At 46.5% G+C, this 24115-nt stretch carries 19 protein-coding genes; 10 read left to right on the forward strand and 9 right to left on the reverse strand.

Features of this window, described 5'->3' with window-relative positions; translation table 11 throughout:
* Positions 1-126: 126 nt before the first annotated feature.
* Together SOHN41_RS16875 and SOHN41_RS16880 are read right to left on the reverse strand one after the other, a co-directional pair.
* Positions 127-795, reverse strand: coding sequence for an inovirus Gp2 family protein (locus tag SOHN41_RS16875; RefSeq protein WP_007651361.1), 669 nt, complete (start codon positions 793-795; stop codon positions 127-129).
* A gap of 304 nt (positions 796-1099) precedes the next feature.
* Complete coding sequence (locus SOHN41_RS16880; protein ID WP_007651367.1) at positions 1100-2470, reverse strand: hypothetical protein; 1371 nt, start codon at positions 2468-2470, stop codon at positions 1100-1102.
* 175 nt (positions 2471-2645) lie between these two features.
* On the opposite strand from SOHN41_RS16880, the gene SOHN41_RS16885 reads away from it, so the two are divergent.
* Positions 2646-3449 carry a hypothetical protein gene (locus SOHN41_RS16885; protein WP_007651368.1) on the forward strand — a complete coding sequence of 268 codons (804 nt, stop codon included), beginning with the start codon at positions 2646-2648 and terminating at the stop codon, positions 3447-3449.
* Positions 3450-3738: 289 nt separating this feature from the next.
* Here SOHN41_RS16885 and yjjG read toward each other — a convergent pair whose 3' ends face one another.
* Entirely contained in the window at positions 3739-4455 is a 717-nt protein-coding gene (gene yjjG / locus SOHN41_RS16890; RefSeq protein WP_007651369.1) for a pyrimidine 5'-nucleotidase, read from the reverse strand.
* 366 nt (positions 4456-4821) lie between these two features.
* Between yjjG and SOHN41_RS16895 the strand changes: the two genes are divergently transcribed.
* Complete coding sequence (locus SOHN41_RS16895) at positions 4822-5718, forward strand: LysR family transcriptional regulator (RefSeq protein WP_007651372.1); 897 nt, start codon at positions 4822-4824, stop codon at positions 5716-5718.
* 3 nt (positions 5719-5721) lie between these two features.
* Here the strand turns inward: SOHN41_RS16895 and SOHN41_RS16900 are convergent, their stop codons facing one another.
* Positions 5722-8889 carry a DUF3427 domain-containing protein gene (locus SOHN41_RS16900; protein WP_007651374.1) on the reverse strand — a complete coding sequence of 1056 codons (3168 nt, stop codon included), beginning with the start codon at positions 8887-8889 and terminating at the stop codon, positions 5722-5724.
* Positions 8890-9113: 224 nt separating this feature from the next.
* Complete coding sequence (locus SOHN41_RS16905; protein WP_007651376.1) at positions 9114-10229, reverse strand: Fic family protein; 1116 nt, start codon at positions 10227-10229, stop codon at positions 9114-9116.
* Positions 10230-10538: 309 nt separating this feature from the next.
* Here SOHN41_RS16905 and SOHN41_RS16910 point away from each other — a divergent pair, with 309 nt between their 5' ends.
* On the forward strand, positions 10539-11354 hold the full coding sequence (locus SOHN41_RS16910; RefSeq protein WP_007651378.1) for a sulfotransferase family protein: 816 nt from the start codon (positions 10539-10541) through the stop codon (positions 11352-11354).
* 42 nt (positions 11355-11396) lie between these two features.
* Here SOHN41_RS16910 and SOHN41_RS16915 read toward each other — a convergent pair whose 3' ends face one another.
* The 4 genes from SOHN41_RS16915 to SOHN41_RS16930 all read right to left on the reverse strand — a co-directional run bounded on the left by SOHN41_RS16915 (position 11397) and on the right by SOHN41_RS16930 (position 16371).
* Entirely contained in the window at positions 11397-12821 is a 1425-nt protein-coding gene (locus tag SOHN41_RS16915) for an MFS transporter (RefSeq protein ID WP_037459501.1), read from the reverse strand.
* Positions 12822-12864: 43 nt separating this feature from the next.
* Entirely contained in the window at positions 12865-13929 is a 1065-nt protein-coding gene (locus tag SOHN41_RS16920; RefSeq protein WP_037459505.1) for a phosphotransferase enzyme family protein, read from the reverse strand.
* Positions 13922-14794, reverse strand: coding sequence for a nucleotidyltransferase family protein (locus tag SOHN41_RS16925; protein WP_007651385.1), 873 nt, complete (start codon positions 14792-14794; stop codon positions 13922-13924). The genes SOHN41_RS16920 and SOHN41_RS16925 overlap by 8 nt, the downstream gene beginning before the upstream one ends.
* Before the next feature lie 137 nt (positions 14795-14931).
* Entirely contained in the window at positions 14932-16371 is a 1440-nt protein-coding gene (locus tag SOHN41_RS16930) for a hypothetical protein (RefSeq protein ID WP_007651387.1), read from the reverse strand.
* Between the two features lie 242 nt (positions 16372-16613).
* Here SOHN41_RS16930 and gmk point away from each other — a divergent pair, with 242 nt between their 5' ends.
* The 7 genes from gmk to SOHN41_RS16965 all read left to right on the forward strand — a co-directional run bounded on the left by gmk (position 16614) and on the right by SOHN41_RS16965 (position 24047).
* Positions 16614-17237, forward strand: a complete 624-nt coding sequence (gmk, locus tag SOHN41_RS16935) for a guanylate kinase (protein WP_007651390.1) — start codon at positions 16614-16616, stop codon at positions 17235-17237.
* Between the two features lie 58 nt (positions 17238-17295).
* Complete coding sequence (gene rpoZ / locus SOHN41_RS16940; RefSeq protein ID WP_007651394.1) at positions 17296-17574, forward strand: DNA-directed RNA polymerase subunit omega; 279 nt, start codon at positions 17296-17298, stop codon at positions 17572-17574.
* Positions 17575-17617: 43 nt separating this feature from the next.
* Positions 17618-19723, forward strand: a complete 2106-nt coding sequence (spoT, locus tag SOHN41_RS16945) for a bifunctional GTP diphosphokinase/guanosine-3',5'-bis pyrophosphate 3'-pyrophosphohydrolase (RefSeq protein ID WP_007651399.1) — start codon at positions 17618-17620, stop codon at positions 19721-19723.
* Between the two features lie 25 nt (positions 19724-19748).
* The gene (locus SOHN41_RS16950; RefSeq protein WP_007651400.1) at positions 19749-20132 is read left to right on the forward strand and encodes a RidA family protein; all 384 of its coding nucleotides are present in this window, start codon (positions 19749-19751) and stop codon (positions 20130-20132) included.
* A gap of 228 nt (positions 20133-20360) precedes the next feature.
* Positions 20361-22025 (forward strand): AMP-binding protein, encoded by a 1665-nt coding sequence (locus SOHN41_RS16955; RefSeq protein ID WP_007651401.1) that lies wholly within the window; start codon positions 20361-20363, stop codon positions 22023-22025.
* Between the two features lie 182 nt (positions 22026-22207).
* Positions 22208-23158: a calcium/sodium antiporter gene (locus tag SOHN41_RS16960; protein WP_007651404.1), complete on the forward strand. Its 951-nt coding sequence runs from the start codon at positions 22208-22210 to the stop codon at positions 23156-23158.
* Between the two features lie 187 nt (positions 23159-23345).
* The gene (locus SOHN41_RS16965; protein ID WP_007651407.1) at positions 23346-24047 is read left to right on the forward strand and encodes a hypothetical protein; all 702 of its coding nucleotides are present in this window, start codon (positions 23346-23348) and stop codon (positions 24045-24047) included.
* The last annotated feature ends 68 nt before the right edge of the window (positions 24048-24115 follow it).

Genomic DNA, 24115 nt, shown 5'->3' on the forward strand with positions numbered 1-24115 from the left:
ACAACGAAGCGGCCCTCAAGCCGCTATCGTTGACATACTTAAGGACCTATAAAGATCGAGTCTCACAGGTAAGCACCTTTATTTTTTAGCTCAAACCTTAAGACGCTAATCACTCTGTCACCACGCTTAAATACGACTGCAACCGAATGAACGTGTTCTATCACCATAATGCTTCGTCTCTAGCTTTGCAAAATAGCTCAAGCGGAAGAAAGCGCTCGCAAAGGTTTGAGGATAATTGTTGGCATTACGGTTGATATAGTACACAGGCGTATCTTCAGGAAAATGCACTAAATGCCGCGTACTGAAATCATCGAGCCCTAAAGCACTGGCCCAGGCTTCAACAATCTTAGTACTCAGGTTTTGTCCAAACCGATTGTAGTTACCGAGATGGCTATAGGCATCGTTATTGAGGAAGATAGCGATATGGTAATGGTCTGTATCGGCATCAGCTCGCTCCCTTGCCCAAACATAACGCAGAGTACAAGGATGCACCCGCTTACCCTCACGGCCCTTGGTAAGCCTGTCATGCTGGATTTTAGCATTCAGAGATTTAAAGAATTTGCTGATCACCGTTGAATCATAAACCGTTGGTGAGTCGCGAAAGTTAAGCTGTGGTAGATGTAAATCAAACCGCACCATGAAGGTACGAGGATGCTCATTCAGAGCTGCCTGTAAGGTCTGTAGAATGGCGCTTAAGTATTCAGCGCTGAGTGGCCTAGGATAAACATTGAGACCTTGGTATTGGCCATTGCTGATGACGGTAAGGTTAGTGTTTGAGGTGTGACGTGAGTACATATTGATATCCCATATTGGTTAAGTTACATAACGTATGGGGTTTGTGTAATTTATAACTCAAAAGCCCCAAAGGGCTTGATATCACTTGCAAGAGTTAGCTCGCCTATAAGAGCGACTAACTCTACTCAGCAATCAATGCACTGATACTAAAGGTTAAAATGTAAGTAACGACACACCTGTAGTAATAACAAACAGACAAATCGCTGCACTAAATCGCCAGCGCCCAAGGCACAAATGATCAGGCCAGCCGGGAAATCATGGCATTGCGTCACTCGATAGTTAAACCACTGAAGTCAACATCACCTCATTGTTCCGAGTTGCAAACATCTAGGTCATGGACTTTGCCCGTGTTGACGTACACTCGTTTCACAACTTGAGCTTGCGAAACAGGATACAGGCCAAGAATAGAACGGGTGGGCTTAATGCTGACTCCTTCTGTCTGTTTATCTTCCAGGACAAAAGCAGATGAAAACGGCATGTCAAAATGCTGTTCGAGAATGGCTATCTTGCTTTCCAAGGCTTCAATCACTGGCAAAATAATACGATTTGCTAAGATTTGAGAAAACACCTCCAGATCCCAAAAATCAAGCGAGTCACCATCCTCACGACTTTGTGATGCGAGCTCCCGACATTCAGCATCTCCCACTTCAGCAACAGCTTCACTACCTCGGTCCTTGGCAAGGACAGCCCCTTTTTCAAATCTGGGCTCAAGCTCCATGCGAAATTCTGCTGCCAGTTGAAGAAACCAAGTCTCATCACGGTTTTCTCCGGAAAACACCTTCTGAGCGGCTAAGAGCAGTATTTTTTCATACAGAAAATATTTCAACACTGGTCGACGCTTCAGCTCAGCAAACAGCATCCAACTACGTTCTGAGTTCCCTGTACATGCAAGGCCATCAAATTTTTCCTTTGCATTTTCATAGATTTTTAGTTGCCGCTCCTTTCTATCGGCATCTTTTTCTCGCTGTGCATTGCGATACCCTGTTAAGCCCCCCAACGAGCGAGCTATAAGGCTGTTTAGCATCTCCTCGTAGTCATACCCAATAGCTTGCTCACAAGTAACGGAGCGGAATATTGCACTAGAAAACCGCTCATTTGTAATATCTAGCAGATAAATTGAAGGCCTGGATCCAAAAATCACCTTTGAAGTGACCCCAGAACTCAACTTCCTGAGATATCTAAGCCTAGAAAGCTTATCTAGCTGTGAATTGAATTGGTCATTACTCATTCCGGTCATCTGAGCAATGACTGAGAATCCCAAGTTTTCCACCAAACCGTACTCATTTGCGTGAAGCAAGAAGACGCAAAGCAGTAAACGATTGCTCAACGTCAAATGTTGGTGATTGTTGTAATGTAATTCTTCGATCAGACCAGCGTGAAATCTTGGATGTTCATCATCACATAAAATAGCAAGCAGTTTATTGGTCGCAAAATACTGTGATGTGGGTCTGCCAGCCCTAACTCCTAGATGAATGTGACTCCTTTCAAAAAAACCTTCAGTAGTCATGTAGGCAAGAGACGACATGACAACATTCTTAGAAACGCCTAGCATTTTTGCTATCTCTGCTACGGGTAATGGGACCCCAGCTTCAGGTGCAAAAAATCTAAACCATAGGGAAATAAAAAATCTGGATTCTGGTTTGGCACCTTTGAGCGAACTAAGTAAGCGCTTCATTTGAATTTCAATGATAGAGAACTATTAATAAATACTTCCATAACAGGTAGGTAATTGCAATTTAAAATTACTAGTAAATTACTAGTAATTGAAAACAAAAAAGTGTTAAAATCACAGTAAATAAAATTTTAAAAAGTATTTACATTATTACAATTAAGTGATAAAGGTTGTTTGCATGATGGACATTAAGCGCCAGGCCGAATTTGAAGCAAAGTTTGACTTCTTTTACCGAAACAAAACGCACAAATTGCTACTGGCTTGGGTGACTAAATACCTTTACAAAAAAGGGATTTTTTTTAGCCAGAATCCAACAATAATTGAAGTTAAATCGACGCTTTTCAATTGGTTTAAAGACAGTAATGAAAGAGCCACTTTCGAATTTTATCGAAAAATGGAAAAAGCATGGGAAGCACACAATAGGAGGCTTGCATGCAAAGCAAAGATGCTCAACATCAGTGTTTCAATCGAGCATAAGAACAAATTCAAGGAGATGGCAAAAGAGGCAAAAATCACGAATATTCAACTTTTTCAGTCTCTCATCGATGATAACTATAAGCTTCTCATCGGCTTAAAGGATGAGGAGCGCAAAGGTAAAGAGGCGGAAAAGGCGAAAAAAGCTGAAATAAAGTACAATCAGTCGTTTACAGATACGAAGCTTAACGATGAGCTTCATCTACAGAAACATTATAACAACCGATTAAAAAAGCAGATGACTGCGCTAATGAGTGAACTTCAAGCCGTAAAAGACAATTCATCAATTCTATTCGCTCTCATTGAAAAAGCTGTAAAAAACCGCTCAAAGCTCACTGCTGACCATCTGATTCAAGCAACTAGAGCCCATACTTTAATCGACATTGTGCAACTTCCCTTAGAGGAGCCCGTAGAGGCTACAGAATCGGAAGAAAGCAGTGAGCAAAACCAGACTTCAGGTCCCCGCCCTAGAAAACGAGCAAGACCAGCTAAAACGGCTAGCAAATAGTAAAACAAAGAATCATCTCGTTAAGGCATAAGTATATGGTGGGTATATCGGTGGGTATCAATGCGAATTACCACAGGATAAAACATGCTACCCATTGTTAAATAATGGCTTTATTGTAAATAAAAATATTCAGATCCAAAACGTTGAGTAATGATAGTTAACGCATTTTAGATACTCAAAAGCCCCTAAATTAGGGGCTTTTTTGTTTAATGGCATCAAGTAGCAACACTAACGGATTAGCGATAGACCACCACTGATTAATCCGTGCGCATGATATCCCTCGCGACAATCATGATATCCCGTGCGGGAAGAGGATATTGTGTAGCTCATCGTGCGAGCGCACTTGATAGTGCGGGACAATACCGGTTGGCACATCGTGGCCGTGGACGTTATACCAGCAAGTATGAATCCCCGCATTGATGCCACCTTGAATATCGGAATGGGGATTATCGCCGACCATAAGCACAGTTTCACGCTCAGGATGGCCCATTAATTCAAAGGCATGCTCGAAGATGCCTACATCGGGTTTAGCCATGCCGACTTTTTCTGAAATCACTAAAATATCAAAATGATGCTGTAAGCCTGTACGCGCTAAACGCACGGTTTGTAGCTCAGTAAAACCGTTGGTGATTATGCCCAATTTGGCCTTACCCTGCAGCGCGGCTAATAACTCGCGGGCGCCGGGTAGAGGAGAACAAATTTCAGCCATAGCAGCTAAAAAAGCGCTATTGAGCACTTGAGGATCGACATCGAGTTTGATGGCCCAAGGTTCGAAACGTGTGGTCTGCAACTCAGAGGCGGTGATCTTGCCATCTTGATAATCGACCCAAAGCGGTTTGTTAACTAACTGATACTCATCAAAATCGGCTTGAGTAAAATCGACCCCAAAACCTGCAAACATCAGTTTAAGCCCTGCAAAGGCATCGAAATAAAATAGGGTTTCATCGGCATCAAAAAGCACCCAAGTATAGGGTGTGGCCGTGAAATGAGTTTGGCTTGAGGACAAGATAACACTCCTAACGAAAGATAAAATGCACTGATCAATCAGTAAAATTCTAAGAATCCCGCACACTCACAATATAGAAAAACCGCTACACAGTACCAGATTAACTCGACCCGAGATAAAGCTGGCCATCATTCAACATGGGGTAACGAACTTGCAGAATCTGATCAAGGTTCTATTAGTGGGGACGCGTTTTTTGTTGCAAAATAGTCTACAGTTTTTGCCTATGATTGATAATACCGTACTAATACAACCTATCGTTGAGCATAACTCAACAGTAAACACACTCTACCTATCACTCAGAGAGTCAAAGACGGATTAAAATCCAACAGTAATTCAGCAATCTAGCTTAAAAGGGATGGAGCGCATATGGAACATTTTTCAGCCCTGCCTATTTTTGTCACTGTGGTGGAATGCGGTAGCTTTTCCGCCGCGGGGCAAAAGCTCGGGCTTAGCAAATCGGCCATCAGCAAACGCATCACTCTGCTAGAACAACATCTAGGGATTCAACTATTACAACGCACTACACGTAGCTTGAGTCTAACAGACGCTGGTGTACGCTATTTCGAGTATGTTCGCCCGGCGGTGCAGCTCACCCAAGAAGGATTGGATGCCATCTCCGAGTTACAACAAACGCCCAAAGGTAATCTACGGATTTCTGTGCCTATGGTGTTTGGTCGCTTGTATATCGCCCCTTTGATCCCTGAATTTCTACGCCGTTACCCCAAAATACAACTGCAAATGCAGATGGATGATAAGACAACCGATTTAATTGCTGGCGGCTTTGATTTGGCGATTCGTATCGGCGAACTGCCAGATTCAAGCCTTATTGCCCGTAAAATTGCCCCTTGTTTGAGTGTGATCTGCGCATCTCCTGCGTATCTTGCCCAGCACGGCTTACCAGCCACACCTGCGGCATTAACCCAGCACAACTGCTTGTTTTACTCTTATTTTCAAGATGGTGTGGAATGGACCTTCCATAACGCCGAAGGGACGCAGCGTATCCAACCTAAGGGCAACTACCAAGTAAATAATAGTGATGCCATCCATCAAGCCTGCCTCGATGGCTTAGGTATCGCTAACCTGCCGCGCTTTATTATAGAGCCAGATCTACAATCAGGGCGTTTGCAAGCCATACTCACTGACTTTCCACTGCCCGAACACGGTATCTATGCCGTTTATCCGCAGCGCAAATACCTCCCTACCAAAGTGACAGTATTGATTGAGTTTTTGATGGAGAAGTTGGCGGAAAGACTGGGAAAGTAGTACTTAGCCCACTGCCAGTTTAACCGCGTCATGCCACATTACATCAGGTATTGGCTGCTCTAATCGCCATGTAATATTCATGGGTTGTGAACCGTTATGGCTGACATAATGCACTTTGCCAAAATTCACGAATCCCATTGTGCGGCCATTTTCATCTTTTGACTGCTCTCGAACAAACAACAGCACGGTTTTCCCCAGCTTTTGTTGCTCAATATAACTAAGACCTCGACCTCGTTCTGGCCGTGCGCTATTTTGCGATTGCCAGTGGAATAGATGTTCGCTAATGGCATAGTCGTGATACATGGTTGTCGGTGAAAACTGCTTCTCTGATTTATTTAACGTGACAAATAAACACTCAAGGTTTTGCTCATTAATCGCAAGCACACCTTCTCTTGAAGGCGATTTAGCTTCAAATGTGCTTGCACCAATTGCAGCTAAAATTTGCTCACGAGTATAACGAGAATGCACTTTCAATGCGCAGGGCTGCGTTAATTCCAAATCTATTTCTTGATGATGTATTCGGTTAATCAATATAACCAATACAGACAACAATTCTTCCTGTAACGGTTTATTGCGTAGTATCAACAAGCTAGCCGCTAAACTGTTAATGTTTAAAGCCGTACCTGATTTATCCCAAAAGTTGTAATGACACATCAAAGCAAACTGATTTTGAATAGGATCTAGCCCGTCAAATACAAAATCATTTTCGCATAACTGTTTGATAAAGATTAAATAGGATAATGAAGTACAACTGAGTAAGTGAAAGTTAATCGCGCGATAATATGCTTTAGCTAAATCGGACTGCGCAGTAGGTTCAGCAATCTGATTACCCTGAACAGCCTCGACTAATAAGGTCCAGCCACATTGACCATCAATCCTTATTCGATAAATGTCTTCCAAGGTCACTTGCGGGTTTATGCGCAAAAAATTGCCTAGCGTGAGCGGCAAGTCAGTCTGATGTTTAAAGCTTGCTATTAGACTGGTTAATCGATTGGCATTAAGCGTTGCGCGGCTAATATTGTGCAAAATCATCGACTGTGCTTTTTCCTCAAGCTCAATTCGACACCCTAGCGGTAGATGCGGAAAGTCATTGAGAATTTCATCTTTTATCGACTGATTGGTTTTACCGACTAATGCTCTAAATTTTTGCGAGAAATCATATTCATCACGTGAATTCCCGACAAAATCTAATATTGTGCAGCACTGCTTATCATCGGTGAGACGCAAGCCACGGCCAAGTTGCTGCAGGAATATGGTCAAGCTTTCCGTTGGCCGTAAAAACAACAAAGTATCGACCTCTGGAATGTCGACACCTTCGTTAAAAATATCCACCACACACAAAATGGATAATTTGCCACTGACCAAGCTCTGCCGCTTTTGGTGGCGCTCTTCACTATTATCACTGGTCAGCACATCGGCGCTGATCCCCGCCAAATTGAACTTCTTCGCCATAAACTCGGCGTGTTCCTTGGTTACACAAAAGGCTAACGCCTTAATATTGCCAATATCAGTTACAGTTTCAGCTAGGCTGCGAATAATGCGCGTCACGCGTTGTTCATTGTGAGTGTATAAATTGCTCAGCTCAGCGACGTCATAACGACCACGGCTCCAATTTAACTTGCTAAGGTCGGTGTTATCGTCGATCGCAAAATATTGAAATGGACATAAATGCCGTTGATTAATGGCTTCTGGTAAACGTATTTCAGCGGCAATGACACCGCAGAAGTCAGCCAAAATATCGACACCATCATGCCGTTCAGGGGTTGCCGTGAGCCCAAGTAAAATAGTCGGCTCAAAATGAGCTAAGAGTCCACGGTAACTATTCGCAGCAACGTGGTGGACTTCATCAATAACAATATAATCATAAAAATCAGCCGCTAATGGCAAGTTATCAAGTTGCAGATTCAAGCTTTGGATAGATGCAAATAAGTGTTTGTAACTATTTGGTTTATGCTCTGCCACCCATAGCTCGCCAAATTGATTATTCTTTAACACACCACGATAAGCCCCGAGGGCTTGCTGTAAAATTTCTTGCCTATGAGCAACAAATAGAAAATTGGCTTCTGGATGCAGTTTATAAAACCGCGCAAAATCGAACGCGGAAACAATCGTCTTGCCCGTGCCTGTTGCCGCAACAATAAGATTTTTAAAACGGCCATGAACGCTACGTTCTACTGCAAGCTGTTCGAGGATTTCTCGCTGATGCGCAAACGGCTTAATGTCAAAATGAAATGAGCTCGATTCAGTGCCACTACCTTTCGCTTCTTTGAGCGCATTGTTTAACTTTTCTTTACTGTTCGCATCACCACTAAAAAGCTCAAATTCGTTCGATTCCCAGTAAGTTTCAAAGGTACTGAGTGATTTCTCAATGATGTGGGGAATTTCTTGGGTGGTGATCTTAAGGTTCCACTCAAGCCCGCTGGTCAATGCAGAATGCGATAAATTTGAAGAACCGATATAACCGGTATGAAAACCCGTATTTCGTAGAAATAAATAGGACTTTGCATGCAGCCTTTCACGCTTAGTGTTGTAACTTAATTTGACTTGGGCATTGGGTAAACTGGCTAAAAACTCGACGGCTTTAGCATCAGTCGCGCCCATATAAGATGTAGTGATGATGCGTAACTCTTTGCCACTGCGAGTAAATTCCTCAAGTTCATGTTTGAAGATGCGAATCCCCGCCCACTTGATAAATGACACCAGCCAATAGACTTTATCTGATGATCGGATCTCACGTTTAAGCTCACTTTCAAGCGATAATCCCGCATTACTACCGCAAAAAAGCTCACTCTGAGTGAGCCCCGTTAATGGAAATATAGCGGCCGTATATTTAGGTAAATCGGTCGCTATAGGGTTTTGTTTGTTAAAAAGAGCTGTCAGTATTCGGCCTTGGCTATCGATGAGATTTTCATCAATAAAATCATCATCGTTAATGTGCTCTTTGAGCCACATCACTAACCGATTAGCCAAACTGATTTGATTGATAACTTGGTTTTCATCTTGGGGAACAGAATTAATAACATATTCAATTACTTTAGTCAGAAAACGTGAGAGCCAAACACTTGCCTCAGCAACTTCTAGCTTCCTTTCTCCAACAAAAAATATGTCCTTATCTAAGCGCTGCTCAACTAGTTGAGTAATCAGCTTTTCGTAAATCCCGACCTGTTCCATAGCCAGATATGCCCCAAGACTAACAATCAAAGTTGTAGCGAATATATCACATAACAATTTGATTCAAATTGCGATTTGTAGAATGGTTTTGTCTTTTGCGATAGGGAGTTAATATTGCTTAGGTTTTAAACTAATTGATTACTTACGACATAGGCCGTAATTCCACGCGGAAAAGATGTTCGGCAAATGAGAATGAACCATCCAATACCAAGGTAAACTTGCCTCTATTTCCCACTCGTCAATAAGTACCTTGTACTTCGGCCGCCGGCGTCGGCTTTCACTAAAAAGCCTTGCTCGACCATTTGCGCAAGATGACGGGTGGCGGTGGCGCGGCTCACCTTAGCGACCTTTTGGTACTGGCTACTATTAATCCCTAGTTCAAAATCGCCGTCTAACATCCGATTGAGCACTTTAGCTTGCTCCTGACTCAATAAGGATTGATCGACACTTTGCCAATACTGAGTTTTCCGCAGGGTCTTGTTCACATCTGCCATAGCATTGAGTAAACAATCATTGAGGGTTTCAAAAAACCATACTAACCAAGGAGTAATATCAACATCGCCCCTTTGAGTGGACTCTAAAATGTCATAGTAGGCTTGGCGACGGGCAAGAATACTGACCGACATAGCGTAAAAACGAATCGAGCGTTTTTCCGCTTGCGCCAAGACTAAATCGGTCAATAGACGAGTGATGCGCCCATTACCATCATCAAGCGGGTGTAGAGTCACAAACCAAAGGTGAGTTATCGCCGCACGGATAAGCGGATCTAAACCCAGATCTTGCCGTGAAGCATTAAACCATTCAATAAACTGCGAGAGTTCAGCGTCCAAAGTCGCTCGAGAGGGGGCCTCAAAATGCACCGTTGGTTTATCAATGCGGCCAGAGACAACCTGCATAGGCATATCGCCACGTAGCGCTCCGCCAATAACAGGGTTAAACAGCGTATAACCCTGGGGAAATAACTGTTTATGCCAACCTAATATCCGCTCAAGAGTTAACTCTGTATCTAAATTTTTTAAAGCATCGAGCATAATGTCAGCTAAACCATCGGTTTGCGCTGTGGTCGGATACGGTTTGTCTTCGGACACGCCGAGTTTTTTAGCCAAGGATGAACGCACCGAAGCCGCATTGAGCTTTTCACCTTCGATGGCACTGGAATGGATAATGTTAGCGAGTAAGGTGTCGAGTGCAGCGTCTGACGTTAACAGGCTGTCGTCGTGACTTAGCATTTGCTTGCCAAGCAGCTGGCCCTGATTGAAATAGACCTGACGCAGCAAGGCATCAATGCTGCTGGTATTCCAATGAAATTTAGGCCAATCGGCTTGCTGCCAAATCCACATATCTTACCCCATGAGTCAAATAACAAGCCTATTCTACTCACATAATAAGTCGATTAACAAACCTATTTGACTCGTGTAATGAGGCAAATAATACAAGTAATCGCCTCACCTAGCCCAAATGCTTATAGAGTAAAGGAAATTTGCGCTGTTAATATGCTCTCACAGGACGGTACAGACACACCAACAACAGCTTTGCGCTACCAAAACCTGTGCGCTGCGATATACTGCCAGCGTTGATAAAACGCTAATGTTAAAACCCAATTTACACACCAATCGCGACCACGCTGACAAGAATACTGAGCCCAATCCATGCCTGATAACGCAACTATTGCCATCTCTCCCCATTCTCAGGCGCATAACGATGTCAGTGATGTGCAGCCCAATCTGCCACAGTGCGATTCGACTAAGTCGAGTGTAATCAGGCCGAGTGCAATCAAGTATGAATCGGTAGCTGCCGAGCAAAAACAGAAGGTTATTTTTATCGGCTTGCCTAGAACTGGGACGACGAGCGTGAGTGTGGCGCTGCTAGAACAAGGGCTTAAAGTGGCGCATATGGCCTTTACCAAAGAAGCCTTTATGCAGGCAGATGCCATTTCCGATGCACCTTGTTTTAGCGATTTTAAACAGTTAGACGGATTATTTCCCGATGCCAAATTTATCTATTTAGATAGAGACCTAAGTACTTGGGTACCCTCGATGCAGATGTTGCTGAGCCGGATGTTGCCACATTTAGATGATAAGACAGGCCGCTTTCATCCGATTATGAAGCGCAGTTTTCGCCATTGCTTCGCCGTGGGCGAAGTCCAAGATCCACAGGATGAACGCCATCTTATTGGCTGTTATCAGCGTCATCAAAGGGAAGTGTTTACTTACTTTGCTAGGCGAAATAACTTCTTGAGTATCGATGTTAGTCAGCAAGGCGCATTAAGTCAGCTGCTGCAATTTATGGCGCAATCAACGCATGCTACCTCGGTTGAGGCCCGCCATCCGCTGATGGATTTAAGTTTTCCAAGGCTCAATATTGGCCGCAATGTGGCCAGTTGGGATGAGTATAAACATCCCAATAAGATCAGCGCCAATGCCTCGGGGCCAGACAAGCGTAAGTTCTTTGATTATAAGATTTAAGATGGCAGAAAATAGGTGCAGTCCTAACCTAGAGCCTAGATCCTAATCGCTATTTTTTCTGCGTTTAACCACAGTCAACCAGTCGAGGCTCACGCCGGAGATCGCATTAAAACCGCGGATACGGAAGACCAATTTAAGCAACTGTGGCCTTGGCCTGACCTTAGGTTCGACCGAGCGCGGAACAAACCATAGGGTCACTAAGGTTCGCATTAGGGTCGATACCAGAAATACCACAAAAATCGGGCTTGTTAGCCAACTGTTCCAGCCAGACCAAATCAAAAAATCCGCCGCATGGGAGGCAATGGTGCCTCCGGCCATAGCACCCACAAACACTAGGCCCGCGCTGAGTGACGCTTGCAGGGCAGCGTAAGTAGCAAAGTCACTACGAAAGGGGCGAATGTCGTAAAGATAGTTGGCAGTGCTTAAGGTAAAACCGCTCCAAGCAAGGCCAGAGAATGCTTGGATTGCCAAGATATACAAATAGTTATCGGAAAACAGCCATAACAGAGGCAAACTTGGGATCAAACTGCTGGTGATGATCATGACGAGTCGATTGCCGTACAAGTCACTAAATCGGCCCCAAAATTTTAAGGTCACAAACTGAGTCGCAATCGACGCCACACTGGCGAGTACAAACTCAAAGTAAGTAAACTTTAAATCTTCCAACATATACACAGCGAAAAACGGTGCCGAGATGGCAACCATTGCCTGCATGCTGGCGACAAATAGACTGTACTGACGAAAGGTTTTATCCTTCCAGGCAGCACGAAAATTACCTAAGGTTTGGACAAATACGCCACGCTGTTTCGGCTCACGGGGATCGGGATCATGCATCTGCAGCAGTAACCAAGCGGAGACAAAACGCCCCATGGCGGCAATTGAAAACAACAAGGTAAAACCCAGCCACGCCATCTGCATCGAATCGGTAAAGGTCAGAATACCGCCACCCACAAAAAACACACTTAAGGATGCCCCCATGGTGAGTCGAGTGCGCGCCGCAAAAAACGCACCGCGGCGACGTTCAGGCACTATGGACCCCATCCACGCCCGCCAGTGGGGTTGAATTAAATTGATAAACCCATGATAGCAAACCGCTAAACCAATAAAGATCCACACGCCATGTTCTGGCCCTACTGCCGCTAGAGCGCCCATTGCCAACACAATACCGGCTTGAAAGGTCGCACAAAACACAATAAAAGTACGGCGGGAAAAATGGCTCGCGAGCCAAACGGATAAGAGTTGGGAGAGTGCGCCAAAAAGCTGTGGTAACCCCGTAACAAACCCCATTTGCGCTAGGCTGGCGCCGAGAAAAATGGCATAGGCATTGAAGAAGTTATCGCTGGTTGCCGTCATCATAGACGAGGCAACAGCCTCCTGCTGCGAGCGACGCAGGGTACATCTTAACCACGAATTGCGTTCACTACGCCGCGAATAAGTTGATTCTGCCGGTGTCGCAGTGGAGCCCATACCAAAGCACCTATATGCACGCGCTGACATCACCCAGCGCTGGTTAAAAATTGGCTTTAAGTTCAACCTCTTGATCGAGCAAGCTCTGGTACAGAGTAAACTGGTTGGCCGCGCGGTCCAGATTATGGCCTTCACGGTGGATATGGAAGTACACATCACCATTCAGATAATCCGTTAAAAAACGCACACCTATCATTAGGCAAATCACCCTAGCACCCAGCCATAGGCTACGTCTTTCCTCGTCGGTCAGCACATCACCAAGCTCACTTAAATAGCCTCGGCAAATCGCAGCGAAGATAGACTGGCGCACAGTTACATTTTCAAGGGCGGTAGAATCTTCGGACTCTGGCGAGCAGAAAGTGCGCACCATATCGCCAAAGTCATACATCAGATGACCCTTCATGCAGGTGTCTAAATCGATAATCGCCATACTGGACATATCGCGCTTATCGAAAAGCATATTATTGATTTTAGTGTCATTATGACAAATTCGCAGCGGTAGTTTGGGGGAAGTTTCCGCGAGTTCATCCAGTAAAACCTGCTGAGACAGCGCATAATCGACCCAGGTACGACAATACTGTAACCGCTGTGCACTATCTTGCTGCACGGCCTGTTGCAATAGGGCCATGCGCCCAGGCAAATGATGGAACTGAGGGATCACATCCTCAAGTTCAGTCGCATCAAAATCACTTAGGGCCGAGGCAAAATGACCAAAGGCCTTGGCCGCCATTTCCGCCTGCGCCTCCGATTTGACCACCTCAATGCTTAAGCTATGGGGTAAATAACTAATAGCACGCCAAAAGCCCTGTTCACCCAAATCGATAGCCAACTCACCCTCTTGGGTTAGGCAAGGACTGACAACTTTAAGCCCGTATTGCTGTTGTAATGCCTTAGCGCATAAATGATGGCTGATCTTATCGGCATTGCTGACTAGGGCCCTTGGCGTCTTAAACACTTGGGTATTAATACGCTGCAGCACTAACTCGCCCGAGGGCCAACGCACTAACAAGGTATCGTTAATATGGCCATTACCTAAAGCTGAGATTTTTGCCTCTGTGGCTTCAATTCCAAAATGAGGCAACACTGACTGCCTGATGAGTTTAATCACTCAATAACTCCATTAATTTTTGTTTTACCCAGACAGTGTCCTGCGGATAAGTCACGCCGAGCCAAGGCTCAGAGGCAACATCGACATATACAGGCAAACCTTGCTCAATGCCCGCCTGTACTATGGCGGGTAAGTAGCATTCAGACTTAGGTTGTTTGCCCTGCTGGCCTATAAATGCCGTTAATTCCTGTTTAATAACATCAAAAATACTTGGGGAGAAGCCCCAGCACGTCATTGAAACCAAAGACTGTGGTGGAAGTAGCGCAAATCCCCCTGGGCCCTCGCCGACAAAGCCATTATCTTGCGCTTGGATATTCAACCATTCAGCCACCGAGCGTAGTTGACCCTGCTCAACTTGGCACAATCCACGGTTAACACCACCATGGTCGGACAAGGTGAGTTCGATGGGATAGGCTACCATCATCCAATCCTTGGGTCTGGCGGTTAAGCCTTTCGCTAAGGAAACAAAAGCACTGTCACCATAAAAATCATCGGCATTGATCACCGCCATAGGGCCTTGCACTAGACGACGGGCGCACCAGAGTGCATGGGCCGTGCCCCAAGGTTTAAGCCTGTGGCTGTAATCAGACAACTGCGCACCTTCGGGTAAATCCGTTATGTTTTGGTAGCAAAAATGGTACTCAAAACTCGCAGGTAAAAACCGTGCCAATATCTCAGTTAATTCAAGTGCTAACTCTGGACGGATCACTAACACCGCACGTTTAAATCCACTGCGGATCGCGGACATGATAGAGAGTACCAACATGGGTTCACCCGCGGGGCCGAGGGAGGCTAATTGCTTGTCGCCACCGAAACGGCTGCCTAGCCCTGCCGCCATAATGACTAAGGTCAATTCAGTATGCATGTTGGGTTGAGTTTTCAATTCGTTTTAAGGTACTTCTCAAGCTTGGCCACACAGCATTAATGCCAAATCGCCCTTAAAGAAAAAGAGGAGCAAAAGTGTAATCTACCCCTCCGATTGTGACTAGAGTATCGGCGTCATTATTGGGCTAAATAATCACCAAATGTACGATTTTGTTCCAAAATCGCTTGGCTTCCCTTCAAACTAAACTTGTAACCGCATAGACCAATGCTGCCACGGCGGGCAAGGTCAACTATGATACCTGCGCTATCCAGAGGTGAAAAACGCGCTTCGGTGGCTGAATCCGCCTTCAAATCCACCGTCATTGGGCGATACTCAGTGCCATTATTAAACACTAAAGCGCTGCACGTCTTATCCCCCTGCGCCGTGGCTAATGACCAAATATTTTGTGCTTTGCCCTGCTCACCCAACCAACGCATGATCAGCACATTCCCCTCGAAGGCGACGGAGAATCCATCGGGCATCTCCAGCGTCACCCTATCGCTTGCGATAGGGGCCGCAGGAACCGCACTCACCACTTCCAGCGCCTGTTCATCTCCGTTTGGCCATAGTCCCCACACCAAAGCTACCAATATCAGTCCACCTAAGCCTATCGCCGCAGGGCGCCAATAGCGGCGGCTCGGCATAGGGAATTTAGGCAACACTAAGTAACGGCGATAGGGTGAAAAAAACTCGATTAGGCCGCGGAATAACTCCGTCATAGAGCCTGAATCTTTAGCCTCGGCGCGGCGACGGCGCATTTCTTCTGCGTCCTCTGCCTGGTGAACACTATTGGACTCATCATCGTGGTCGAAACGCCACACAGGCTCATCATTCAGTTCGGCGGGATCTAAGGGAGCGTGTCGTGCATTGGCGTGCTGCAAATCCACCTGCGCGAGATCCACATCAATCACCTCAATATGCGTTTGTTCCACGCGGCTTTGATGTGCAGGACGAAAATCTGCCTGGGCATCGATAATGGCATCATGCACCACAAAATCCGCAGGATTCTGGGTCATTCGAGTTAATTCATCGAAACGCAATTCATCTTGACGAAGCACCTCCAAATCCACCTCGGCCAATGTTGGTGTCCCCGTAGGCCCAGTATGGGAAGAGGTTGGCGTGGCAGCAGCCGTTTTAGGTGTCAGCACAGGCTCCACTCGGCGACGGGGTATCGCCTGCGAGGTGGGTGAATCTAACGCTGGGCCATAATAGCCAAAACGATAATCCACTATGGTTGGTGAAGGTAAACGAGCGCCAAAAAAGGTTGCCCCAGCGGCTAACACTAAAGCCAATACCGCAATGAAAGGCGGCGCCCCAACAATTAACAGCGCAAGATACACTGGAAGAGGTAATACTAATAAAGCCACTAAAAACTTAGGCTTATTGGCATCCATTAGACGGCGCAGGCTAGTTAATGCCAGTAAGGGCAAGCCTAATAACGCCAATAAATACATTAAGAAATTCGCCCCAAACCCTGCAACAGCAAGGGAAATGCAGACATAAACGCCTACACTAATAGCGGCAAAACGGGGACGGGAATCACGCCCATGAAGGCAGAAAAGAGATTTTAACAGCACGACCCTTCCTTTATAGTTGAATAATCCAAGCGCAAACACGACTCTCAATGTCGTATGGACACGAGCGTAACGAATTTAGCCGCAATTGTCAGTGTCTACGACCCTCGTCAGGTAAAAATGCCCATGAAATAGTAAATAGACTTCAATTGCCGGACAACAGCCCTAGCGTTTTTAAGGTCAAAATCTGTATAATGCTCGGCCCTCTGGGGCCTTCTTGCGTTAACAAACTGGATATTTAGCTCATGACCGCACGCGGAAATTTATTTATTGTGTCGGCACCCAGTGGTGCTGGTAAATCCTCGCTGATCTCGGCACTGCTTAAAGATAAGCCCGCCGATATGCAGGTTTCGGTATCCCATACCACCCGAGCACCGCGCCCAGGTGAAGTCGATGGACAACACTATCACTTTGTTAATGTTGAACAATTTAAAGCACTGATTGCTGAAAATGCCTTTTTTGAATGGGCCGAAGTGTTCGGTAATTACTATGGCACTTCACGCCATGTGATTGAGCATACGCTCACCCAAGGTATTGATGTTTTCCTCGATATCGATTGGCAAGGTGCCCAGCAAGTAAAAGCGGTGATGCCAGAGGCCGTTGGTGTATTTATTCTCCCCCCCTCGCAAGCCGAACTAGAACGCCGCCTCACAGGCCGTGGTCAAGATAGCAGCGATGTGATCGCCAGCCGTATGGCGCAGGCCGTATCGGAAATGTCGCATTTTAAAGAATATGATTTTATTATCGTCAACGACGATTTTGACACCGCCCTCGCCGATCTGCGTGCCATCATTCGCAGTCAACGCTTAACGGGAGCTAGTCAGATCCACGCGCAAAATGATATGCTTAACGATCTGTTGGCAGGCTAACTGCCTTAGTGTACAATTTTGCGTCATTTTTTCCCTAGATAAACTGGAGTTTCAACACATGGCTCGCGTAACTGTAGAAGACGCCGTAGAACAAATCGGCAACCGTTTTGATATGATCCTGGTTGCGGCGCGTCGTGCTCGCCAAATCGCCGTGCAGGGTAAAGACCCTATGGTTGAAGAGATGAACGACAAACCAACGGTTATCGCCCTGCGTGAAATCGAACTAGGTTTAGTTAACGCTCACACCTTAGATGCCGATGAGCGTCAAACCGTGCGTGAACGTGAAGCCGCTGAAATTGCAGCGGTTGCAGCTATTGCTGAAGGTCGTTCACTATAAGCGTTATTGAGTAAACCTGTTTAGGTAAAAGGAGAGCTGCCACTTGTATCTGTTTGAAGGTCTAAAGGAGTCTGCTTCCGGTTACTTAGAACCTGAACAGGTAGAATTGCTCAAGCAGGCGTACCAAGTTGCGCGTGATGCCCATGAAGGGCAAATGCGCACTAGCGGCGAACCTTATATTACTCATCCGGTTGCGGTTGCCCGCATCCTTGCCGAGATGCGCCTCGACCATGAGACGCTGATGGCAGCACTGCTACACGATACGATCGAAGACACCCATGTCACTAAGGATGACTTAGCCGAGCTATTTGGTGAGTCAGTGGCAGAATTGGTCGAAGGCGTGTCAAAACTCGACAAGCTTAAATTTCGCGATAAGAAAGAAGCGCAGGCGGAAAACTTTCGCAAAATGATGATGGCGATGACGCAGGATATCCGCGTTATCCTCATCAAGCTTGCCGATAGAACCCACAATATGCGCACCTTAGGCGCACTACGTCCCGACAAACGTCGCCGTATCGCCCGCGAAACCTTAGAAATCTATGCGCCCATCGCTAACCGTCTTGGTATTCATAATATCAAAACCGAGTTAGAAGACTTAGGTTTCCAAGCCTATTATCCGATGCGCTATCGGGTACTTAAAGAAGTCGTTAAAGCCGCCCGCGGCAATCGTAAAGAATTGATCCAAGGCATTGAAGCCGCTGTATATACGCGCTTAAACGATGCGGGTATTGCGGGTAAAGTCAAAGGCCGCGAGAAAAACCTCTACTCCATCTATAACAAGATGCAGAGTAAAGAGTTGCAATTCCAAGAAGTGATGGATATCTACGCCTTTAGGGTGATAGTCGATTCCATCGACACTTGTTATCGCGTACTCGGCGCCATGCATGGCCTTTATAAACCGCGCCCGGGTCGCTTCAAAGATTATATCGCTATCCCTAAGGCTAACGGCTATCAGTCACTCCACACCTCTCTCTTTGGTCCACACGGCGTACCCGTTGAGATCCAAATTCGTACTGAGGATATGGATCAGATGGCCGACAAAGGGGTTGCCGCGCACTGGGCCTACAAAGGCGGTGCGCAAACAGGCCAAGGCACCACCACGCAAGTGCGTGCCCGTAAGTGGATGCAGAGCTTGTTGGAATTACAACAAAGCGCCAGCACCTCCTTCGAATTCGTTGAAAACGTGAAGACAGAACTCTTCCCCGAAGAGATTTATGTGTTCACCCCCGAAGGCCGCATTCTGGAATTACCCGTGAATGCGACCGCGGTCGATTTTGCCTATGAAGTCCATACCGATGTAGGTAACACCTGTGTTGGCGCCCGCGTTAACCGCCAAGCCTATCCGCTAAGCCAGCCGTTGATTTCGGGTCAAACCGTTGAAATCATTACCGCAAAAGGCGCCCGCCCCAATGCAGCCTGGCTCAACTTTGTGGTCACGGGTAAGGCCCGCGCTAAAATTCGCCAAGTGCTTAAGAGCCTTAAGGGTGATGATGCAATTGCCCTCGGCCGTCGCCTGCTTAACCATGCGCTGGGTAAAACCAAGCTCGATAGCATTCCTGCCGAACAAATTGACAAAGTCGTGCGCGATACTAAGCATGCCAATTTGAATTCGCTATTGGCCGATATTGGTCTTGGCAATGCCATGAGTATCGTTATCGCCCAACGTTTGATTGGCGATAACCTTGAAAATCAAGAGAGCCGCGATGCCCACTTGATGCCAATCCGTGGCGCCGAAGGCATGCTAGTCACTTTTGCCAACTGTTGTCGCCCTATTCCTGGCGATGCGGTCATCGCCCACGTCAGCCCAGGTAAAGGCTTAGTCGTGCACATGGAAAACTGTGCCAACATTCGCGGTTATCAGGGTGAGCCAGACAAGTATATTCCCGTACAGTGGGATAATGTTGATGGGGTCGAGTACCAAGCTAATCTGCGGGTGGAAATCGTCAATCACCAAGGCGCACTGGCGAAGATCACCTCGATCATTGCCGCCGAAGGCTCGAACATTCATAACCTGAGCACAGAGGAACGCGATGGCCGCGTGTATCTGATTAACCTGCGTATTTCGGTGAAAGACAGAATCCACTTAGCCAACGTGATGCGCCGAATTAGGGTGCTTCCCGAAGTGCTGCGCACATCCCGTAATCGTTAATTAATTCAATATTAGAGAGAGCGTCATGGCAGAAAAAATCATCATAGCAACCGAAAATGCCCCAGCGGCCATCGGCACCTATTCACAGGCAGTTAAAGTTGGCAATACAGTGTATTTATCTGGCCAAATTCCGCTGGTGCCAAGCACAATGCAAATTGTGAGTGATGATTTTGAGGCGCAGGTTGTACAAGTCTTTGAAAACTTAACAGCCGTTTGTAATGCTGCCGGCGGTTCGATCAACGATATCGTTAAGCTCAATATCTTCCTCACCGATTTAAGCCACTTCGCTAAAGTGAATGAAATCATGAGCCGTTACTTCAGCCAGCCCTATCCTGCCCGTGCCGCTATCGGTGTGAAACAATTGCCTAAGGATTCACAGGTTGAAATGGACGGAATCATGGAACTGTAAGCGGCATACAGTATCAGTAAGAGGCGCTTAGGCGCCTTTTTTATTACCGCTACCATCCTCTTCCCCACTTGCCCTTCTCTTCATCTTATTTTCATCCTCAGCATATAGGCTTAGCACTCCATTTCAGGGCTTTACAATCTCGCAAACTATTTGCGTGGCCCCATAAAACTCGCCATACTGACACTTAGTGATGGGGTTAAAATAACAATAAAGAACAGGGAATTGCCAATGGATACAGCGATTAAGACGCCAATCGAAATGCTGGCGCACTGGGCTAAGACGCGTGGGGATCAAATTTATTTACGCCAACCTATCAAGGGGCAATACCTCGATTTTACTTGGGGTGAAGTGCAAGAAAAAGTACAACAACTCGCCGGAGCACTGCGCCACTTAGGCCTAGAACCTGGTGATAAAGTTGCCGTGCTTTCTAAAAACTGTGCCGAGTGGTTTATCACCGATCTTGCCCTCATGCACGGCGGCTATATTAGCGTGCCAATTTACCCAACGGCCAACACAGACACCATTCGCTATGTATTGCAACATAGTGGCGCTAAAGCGATTTTCCTTGGCAAACTCGATCATTGGGCCGATCAAGAAGCGGGGGTTGGTGGCGAATTACTGCGCCTTGCCATGCCCTATGAAACAATGCCAGCCCAATATCAATGGGAACAACTGCTCAATATGGGTAATCCCTTGGTTGAGGCGCCATTACCTACGCCATATCAAGTGATGACGCTTATCTATACCTCGGGTTCTACGGGCCAGCCCAAAGGCGTGATCCAGACCTTCGCCAGCTATGGCTGGACCTGTCTAGCGGTAGTGCGGGATCTGCGTACCGATGGTGATGACCGCCTCCTCTCCTATTTGCCCTTGGCCCACATCACCGAACGGGTAGCGATTGAAGGCTCATCTTTTTATTCGGGCAGTACTGTCGCCTTTGTCGAGAATCTAGACTCCTTCGTCTTAGACGTGCAGCGGGCTAAGCCAACGGTCTTTTTCTCGGTGCCACGTTTATGGAGCCTATTCCAGAAGAATATTATCGATAAAATTGGCGTCAGTAAGCTCAATTTATTGTTGAAGATCCCATTATTAAGCAGCCTAGTTAAATACAAAATTCACAAAGGGCTCGGCCTGAATCATTGCCGCTTATTGGGTTCGGGATCGGCGCCAATTCCCCCCTCTTTAATCCACTGGTATCACAGCATTGGACTGGATATTTGTGAAGCTTGGGGCATGACGGAAAACTGTGCTTATTCCATCATCAACCACCCCTTCGATGCCCGTAAAATTGGCACGGTTGGCAAACCTATACTGGACTGCCACATCCGTCAGGGCGAGGATGGCGAGCTATTGATTAAGAGCCCAGGCTTGATGACGGCCTATTATCTGCAGCCCGAAACCACAGCGGCGGCCTTCGATGCCGATGGTTTCTTCCACACTGGCGATCTGTGCTCTATCGATGCCGATGGTTGTGTAACTATTACCGGCCGAGTGAAGGACAATTTCAAAACCGCCAAGGGCAAATATGTCGCCCCCGTGCCTATCGAGCGTAAATTGGCGCAGGACCCCAATGTGGAATTGATTTGTGTGATTGGCTCTGGCTTGCCCCATCCAGTCGCTTTAGTGCAACTATCCGAAGGCGCGAGTCTACAGGCCCGCGAAGAAGTGCGTGCCTCGCTGAAGGCGACATTAGATAGCGTTAATCCGCACTTAGAGTCCCACGAACATGTGGATGCCATTGTCGTCGTTAACGATCCTTGGACGATTGAGAATGACGTACTGACCCCAACCTTAAAAATCAAACGCCATGTACTTGAAAAGGCCTTTAGTGAGCGCGTTGATGGCATTCGCGGTGCCCAAGTCTGTTGGGAAGATGAGATAGCAAAGAAATAACTCATCTGAAACAGTAGGATGGCGAGTGTCATTACCGATTAAAAAGCAGCACGCCCAACAGCGTGCTTTTTTATGACATATTCTGTCAAAGTGCAACAAAAACACGTATTATGTGCACCTGTCGGTTAGGATAACCCATCCCGATCCCTATTCACTTAATCAAGGTTTAACAGAGTCCTAAAATGCTAATTGCACTTTCAATTATTGGCGGTTTTATCATTTTAACCTTAGGCGCAGAAGCATTGGTTCGCGGGGCAAGCTCTATCGCCCTTCGCCTAGGTATCACTCCGCTCGTTATCGGTTTAACTATTGTGGCCTTTGGTACTAGCGCCCCCGAATTGGCGGTCAGTGTCAAATCCGCCCTCGCTGGAAACAGTGGTATCGCCCTAGGTAACGTGATTGGTTCGAATATCGCCAACATAGGTTTGATCCTGGCAATTACTGCACTTATTCGCCCCATCGAAGTGCAATCTCAAATGGTAAAACGTGATATTCCCTTGATGATCTTGGCCTCTATGCTGTTTTGGGGGTTATTGCTCGATGGAGAACTCAGCCTAATCGATGGCACTGTGTTGTTATCGCTACTGGTTGGCTACTTAGTGTTTAGCTATATCAGCTCCAAAAACACCACGGATGAGGATGGCGAAGTTATCGAAGAAGGTCCTAAGAATCCCTTGCTCTCTATGCTATTCATCGCTGTCGGTATCAGTATGCTTGTCGGTGGCGGTATTTTATTTGTCAATGGCGCCGTCGATTTAGCTAAAGCCTTCGGTGTGAGCGAAGTAATTATTGGCCTCACTATTGTTGCGATTGGCACCAGTATGCCGGAATTAGTCACCTCAGTAATTGCGGCATTCAAAGGTCAGAGCGATATTGCTATAGGTAATATTGTTGGCTCCAATGTGTTCAATATCTTAGGTATTCTGGGCGTGACTGCGATAGTGCATCCAGTGTCAGGGCTCGGTTTCCAACCCCTAGATTTTATCGTTATGCTTGCACTGACCATAGTGGTTTTACCCTTCGCTTGGTCTGGTTATCAGATCGGTCGTCGCAGGGGCGCGGTATTGTTGCTCAGCTATTTAGGCTATATGAGTTACTTAGTCAGCCAAGCGAGCGCGCAAACTTTGGTATAAAGACTAGGCCTAATACGCTAAACACCGGAATCACTCCGGTGTTTGGCTATATAGGCGTTAAGCTCTGCTCAACTGATGACATTTGTCATGCCTAAGTGATGACCTTTGTGTCTACATTTCACCTATGGCATTTCTGATAATGAGTCCGTACCCAAGCAATGGGAAACTGCCTCAATAAGGAAATACCATGAAAACAATACTCCTCATCTCTAGTCTGACCTTAGTCGCTGCACCAGCACTGGCCACTGCATCCAATTCGAATATCACCAATATAGATGCCGCCGCTAATTCGATGAATATCGCTAAATTGCAGCAGTTGAGTACCAGTACCCAAGACTATGATCAAGCCTACGCCAATTATCGCCTCGCCATCAGTGCCAATGTGATGGGGCAAAAATCCCTTGCAGGCAGCGCACTGGCTGTGGCTCAAGCCACCCTGGAAGCGTTACAGGCCAGCCAAGCGAATGCCGAATCCCTTGCACTATTATCCTCCGTCTATGGAATGCAAATCGCCTTAGATACGAGCAAAGGCGCCATACTCGGCTTTAAATCCGCCAAGGCCATCGCTAGCGCAGAACAGCTAGAGCCACAAAACCCTAGAGTCGCCCTCGTCAAGGCAATTGCCGCCTATAACACTCCCCCCCTCTTCGGGGGCAGTATGCAAAATGCGCAGGCCTTGGCCAGCACAGCGATAGAAAGATTCGCCGGGCCCTGCGATAACATCTGCTGGGGCGAGGCCGAAGCCTATACATGGCGAGGACTAGCGAAACAGGAGCTTGGCGATAATCAAGGGGCGATTGAAGATTGGCAACGGGCATTAAAAGTGCAGGCGGATTACGCTTGGGCTCAGTTTTTGCTTCAACAAAATCAGCAATTAAGTGCAAAATAGCCAATTAACAAGCGGGGATCTAGGCGCTGAATACGGCGCCAATCCCTAGGTGAAATAAATCGAAGCAG

It is taken from the genome of Shewanella sp. HN-41 (assembly GCF_000217915.1).
GTDB lineage: Bacteria > Pseudomonadota > Gammaproteobacteria > Enterobacterales > Shewanellaceae > Shewanella.

Coding starts and splice junctions, on each gene's coding strand:
- SOHN41_RS16950 (WP_007651400.1), top strand. CDS start 19,749: ATGGCAGAAAAAATCATCATAGCAACCGAAAATGCCCCAGCGGCCATC.
- SOHN41_RS16875 (WP_007651361.1), bottom strand. CDS start 795: ATGTACTCACGTCACACCTCAAACACTAACCTTACCGTCATCAGCAAT.
- SOHN41_RS16905 (WP_007651376.1), bottom strand. CDS start 10,229: ATGTGGATTTGGCAGCAAGCCGATTGGCCTAAATTTCATTGGAATACC.
- SOHN41_RS16895 (WP_007651372.1), top strand. CDS start 4,822: ATGGAACATTTTTCAGCCCTGCCTATTTTTGTCACTGTGGTGGAATGC.
- gmk (WP_007651390.1), top strand. CDS start 16,614: ATGACCGCACGCGGAAATTTATTTATTGTGTCGGCACCCAGTGGTGCT.
- rpoZ (WP_007651394.1), top strand. CDS start 17,296: ATGGCTCGCGTAACTGTAGAAGACGCCGTAGAACAAATCGGCAACCGT.
- SOHN41_RS16880 (WP_007651367.1), bottom strand. CDS start 2,470: ATGAAGCGCTTACTTAGTTCGCTCAAAGGTGCCAAACCAGAATCCAGA.
- SOHN41_RS16885 (WP_007651368.1), top strand. CDS start 2,646: ATGATGGACATTAAGCGCCAGGCCGAATTTGAAGCAAAGTTTGACTTC.
- SOHN41_RS16900 (WP_007651374.1), bottom strand. CDS start 8,889: ATGGAACAGGTCGGGATTTACGAAAAGCTGATTACTCAACTAGTTGAG.
- SOHN41_RS16910 (WP_007651378.1), top strand. CDS start 10,539: ATGCCTGATAACGCAACTATTGCCATCTCTCCCCATTCTCAGGCGCAT.
- SOHN41_RS16925 (WP_007651385.1), bottom strand. CDS start 14,794: ATGCATACTGAATTGACCTTAGTCATTATGGCGGCAGGGCTAGGCAGC.
- SOHN41_RS16915 (WP_037459501.1), bottom strand. CDS start 12,821: ATGGGCTCCACTGCGACACCGGCAGAATCAACTTATTCGCGGCGTAGT.
- SOHN41_RS16960 (WP_007651404.1), top strand. CDS start 22,208: ATGCTAATTGCACTTTCAATTATTGGCGGTTTTATCATTTTAACCTTA.
- SOHN41_RS16965 (WP_007651407.1), top strand. CDS start 23,346: ATGAAAACAATACTCCTCATCTCTAGTCTGACCTTAGTCGCTGCACCA.
- SOHN41_RS16955 (WP_007651401.1), top strand. CDS start 20,361: ATGGATACAGCGATTAAGACGCCAATCGAAATGCTGGCGCACTGGGCT.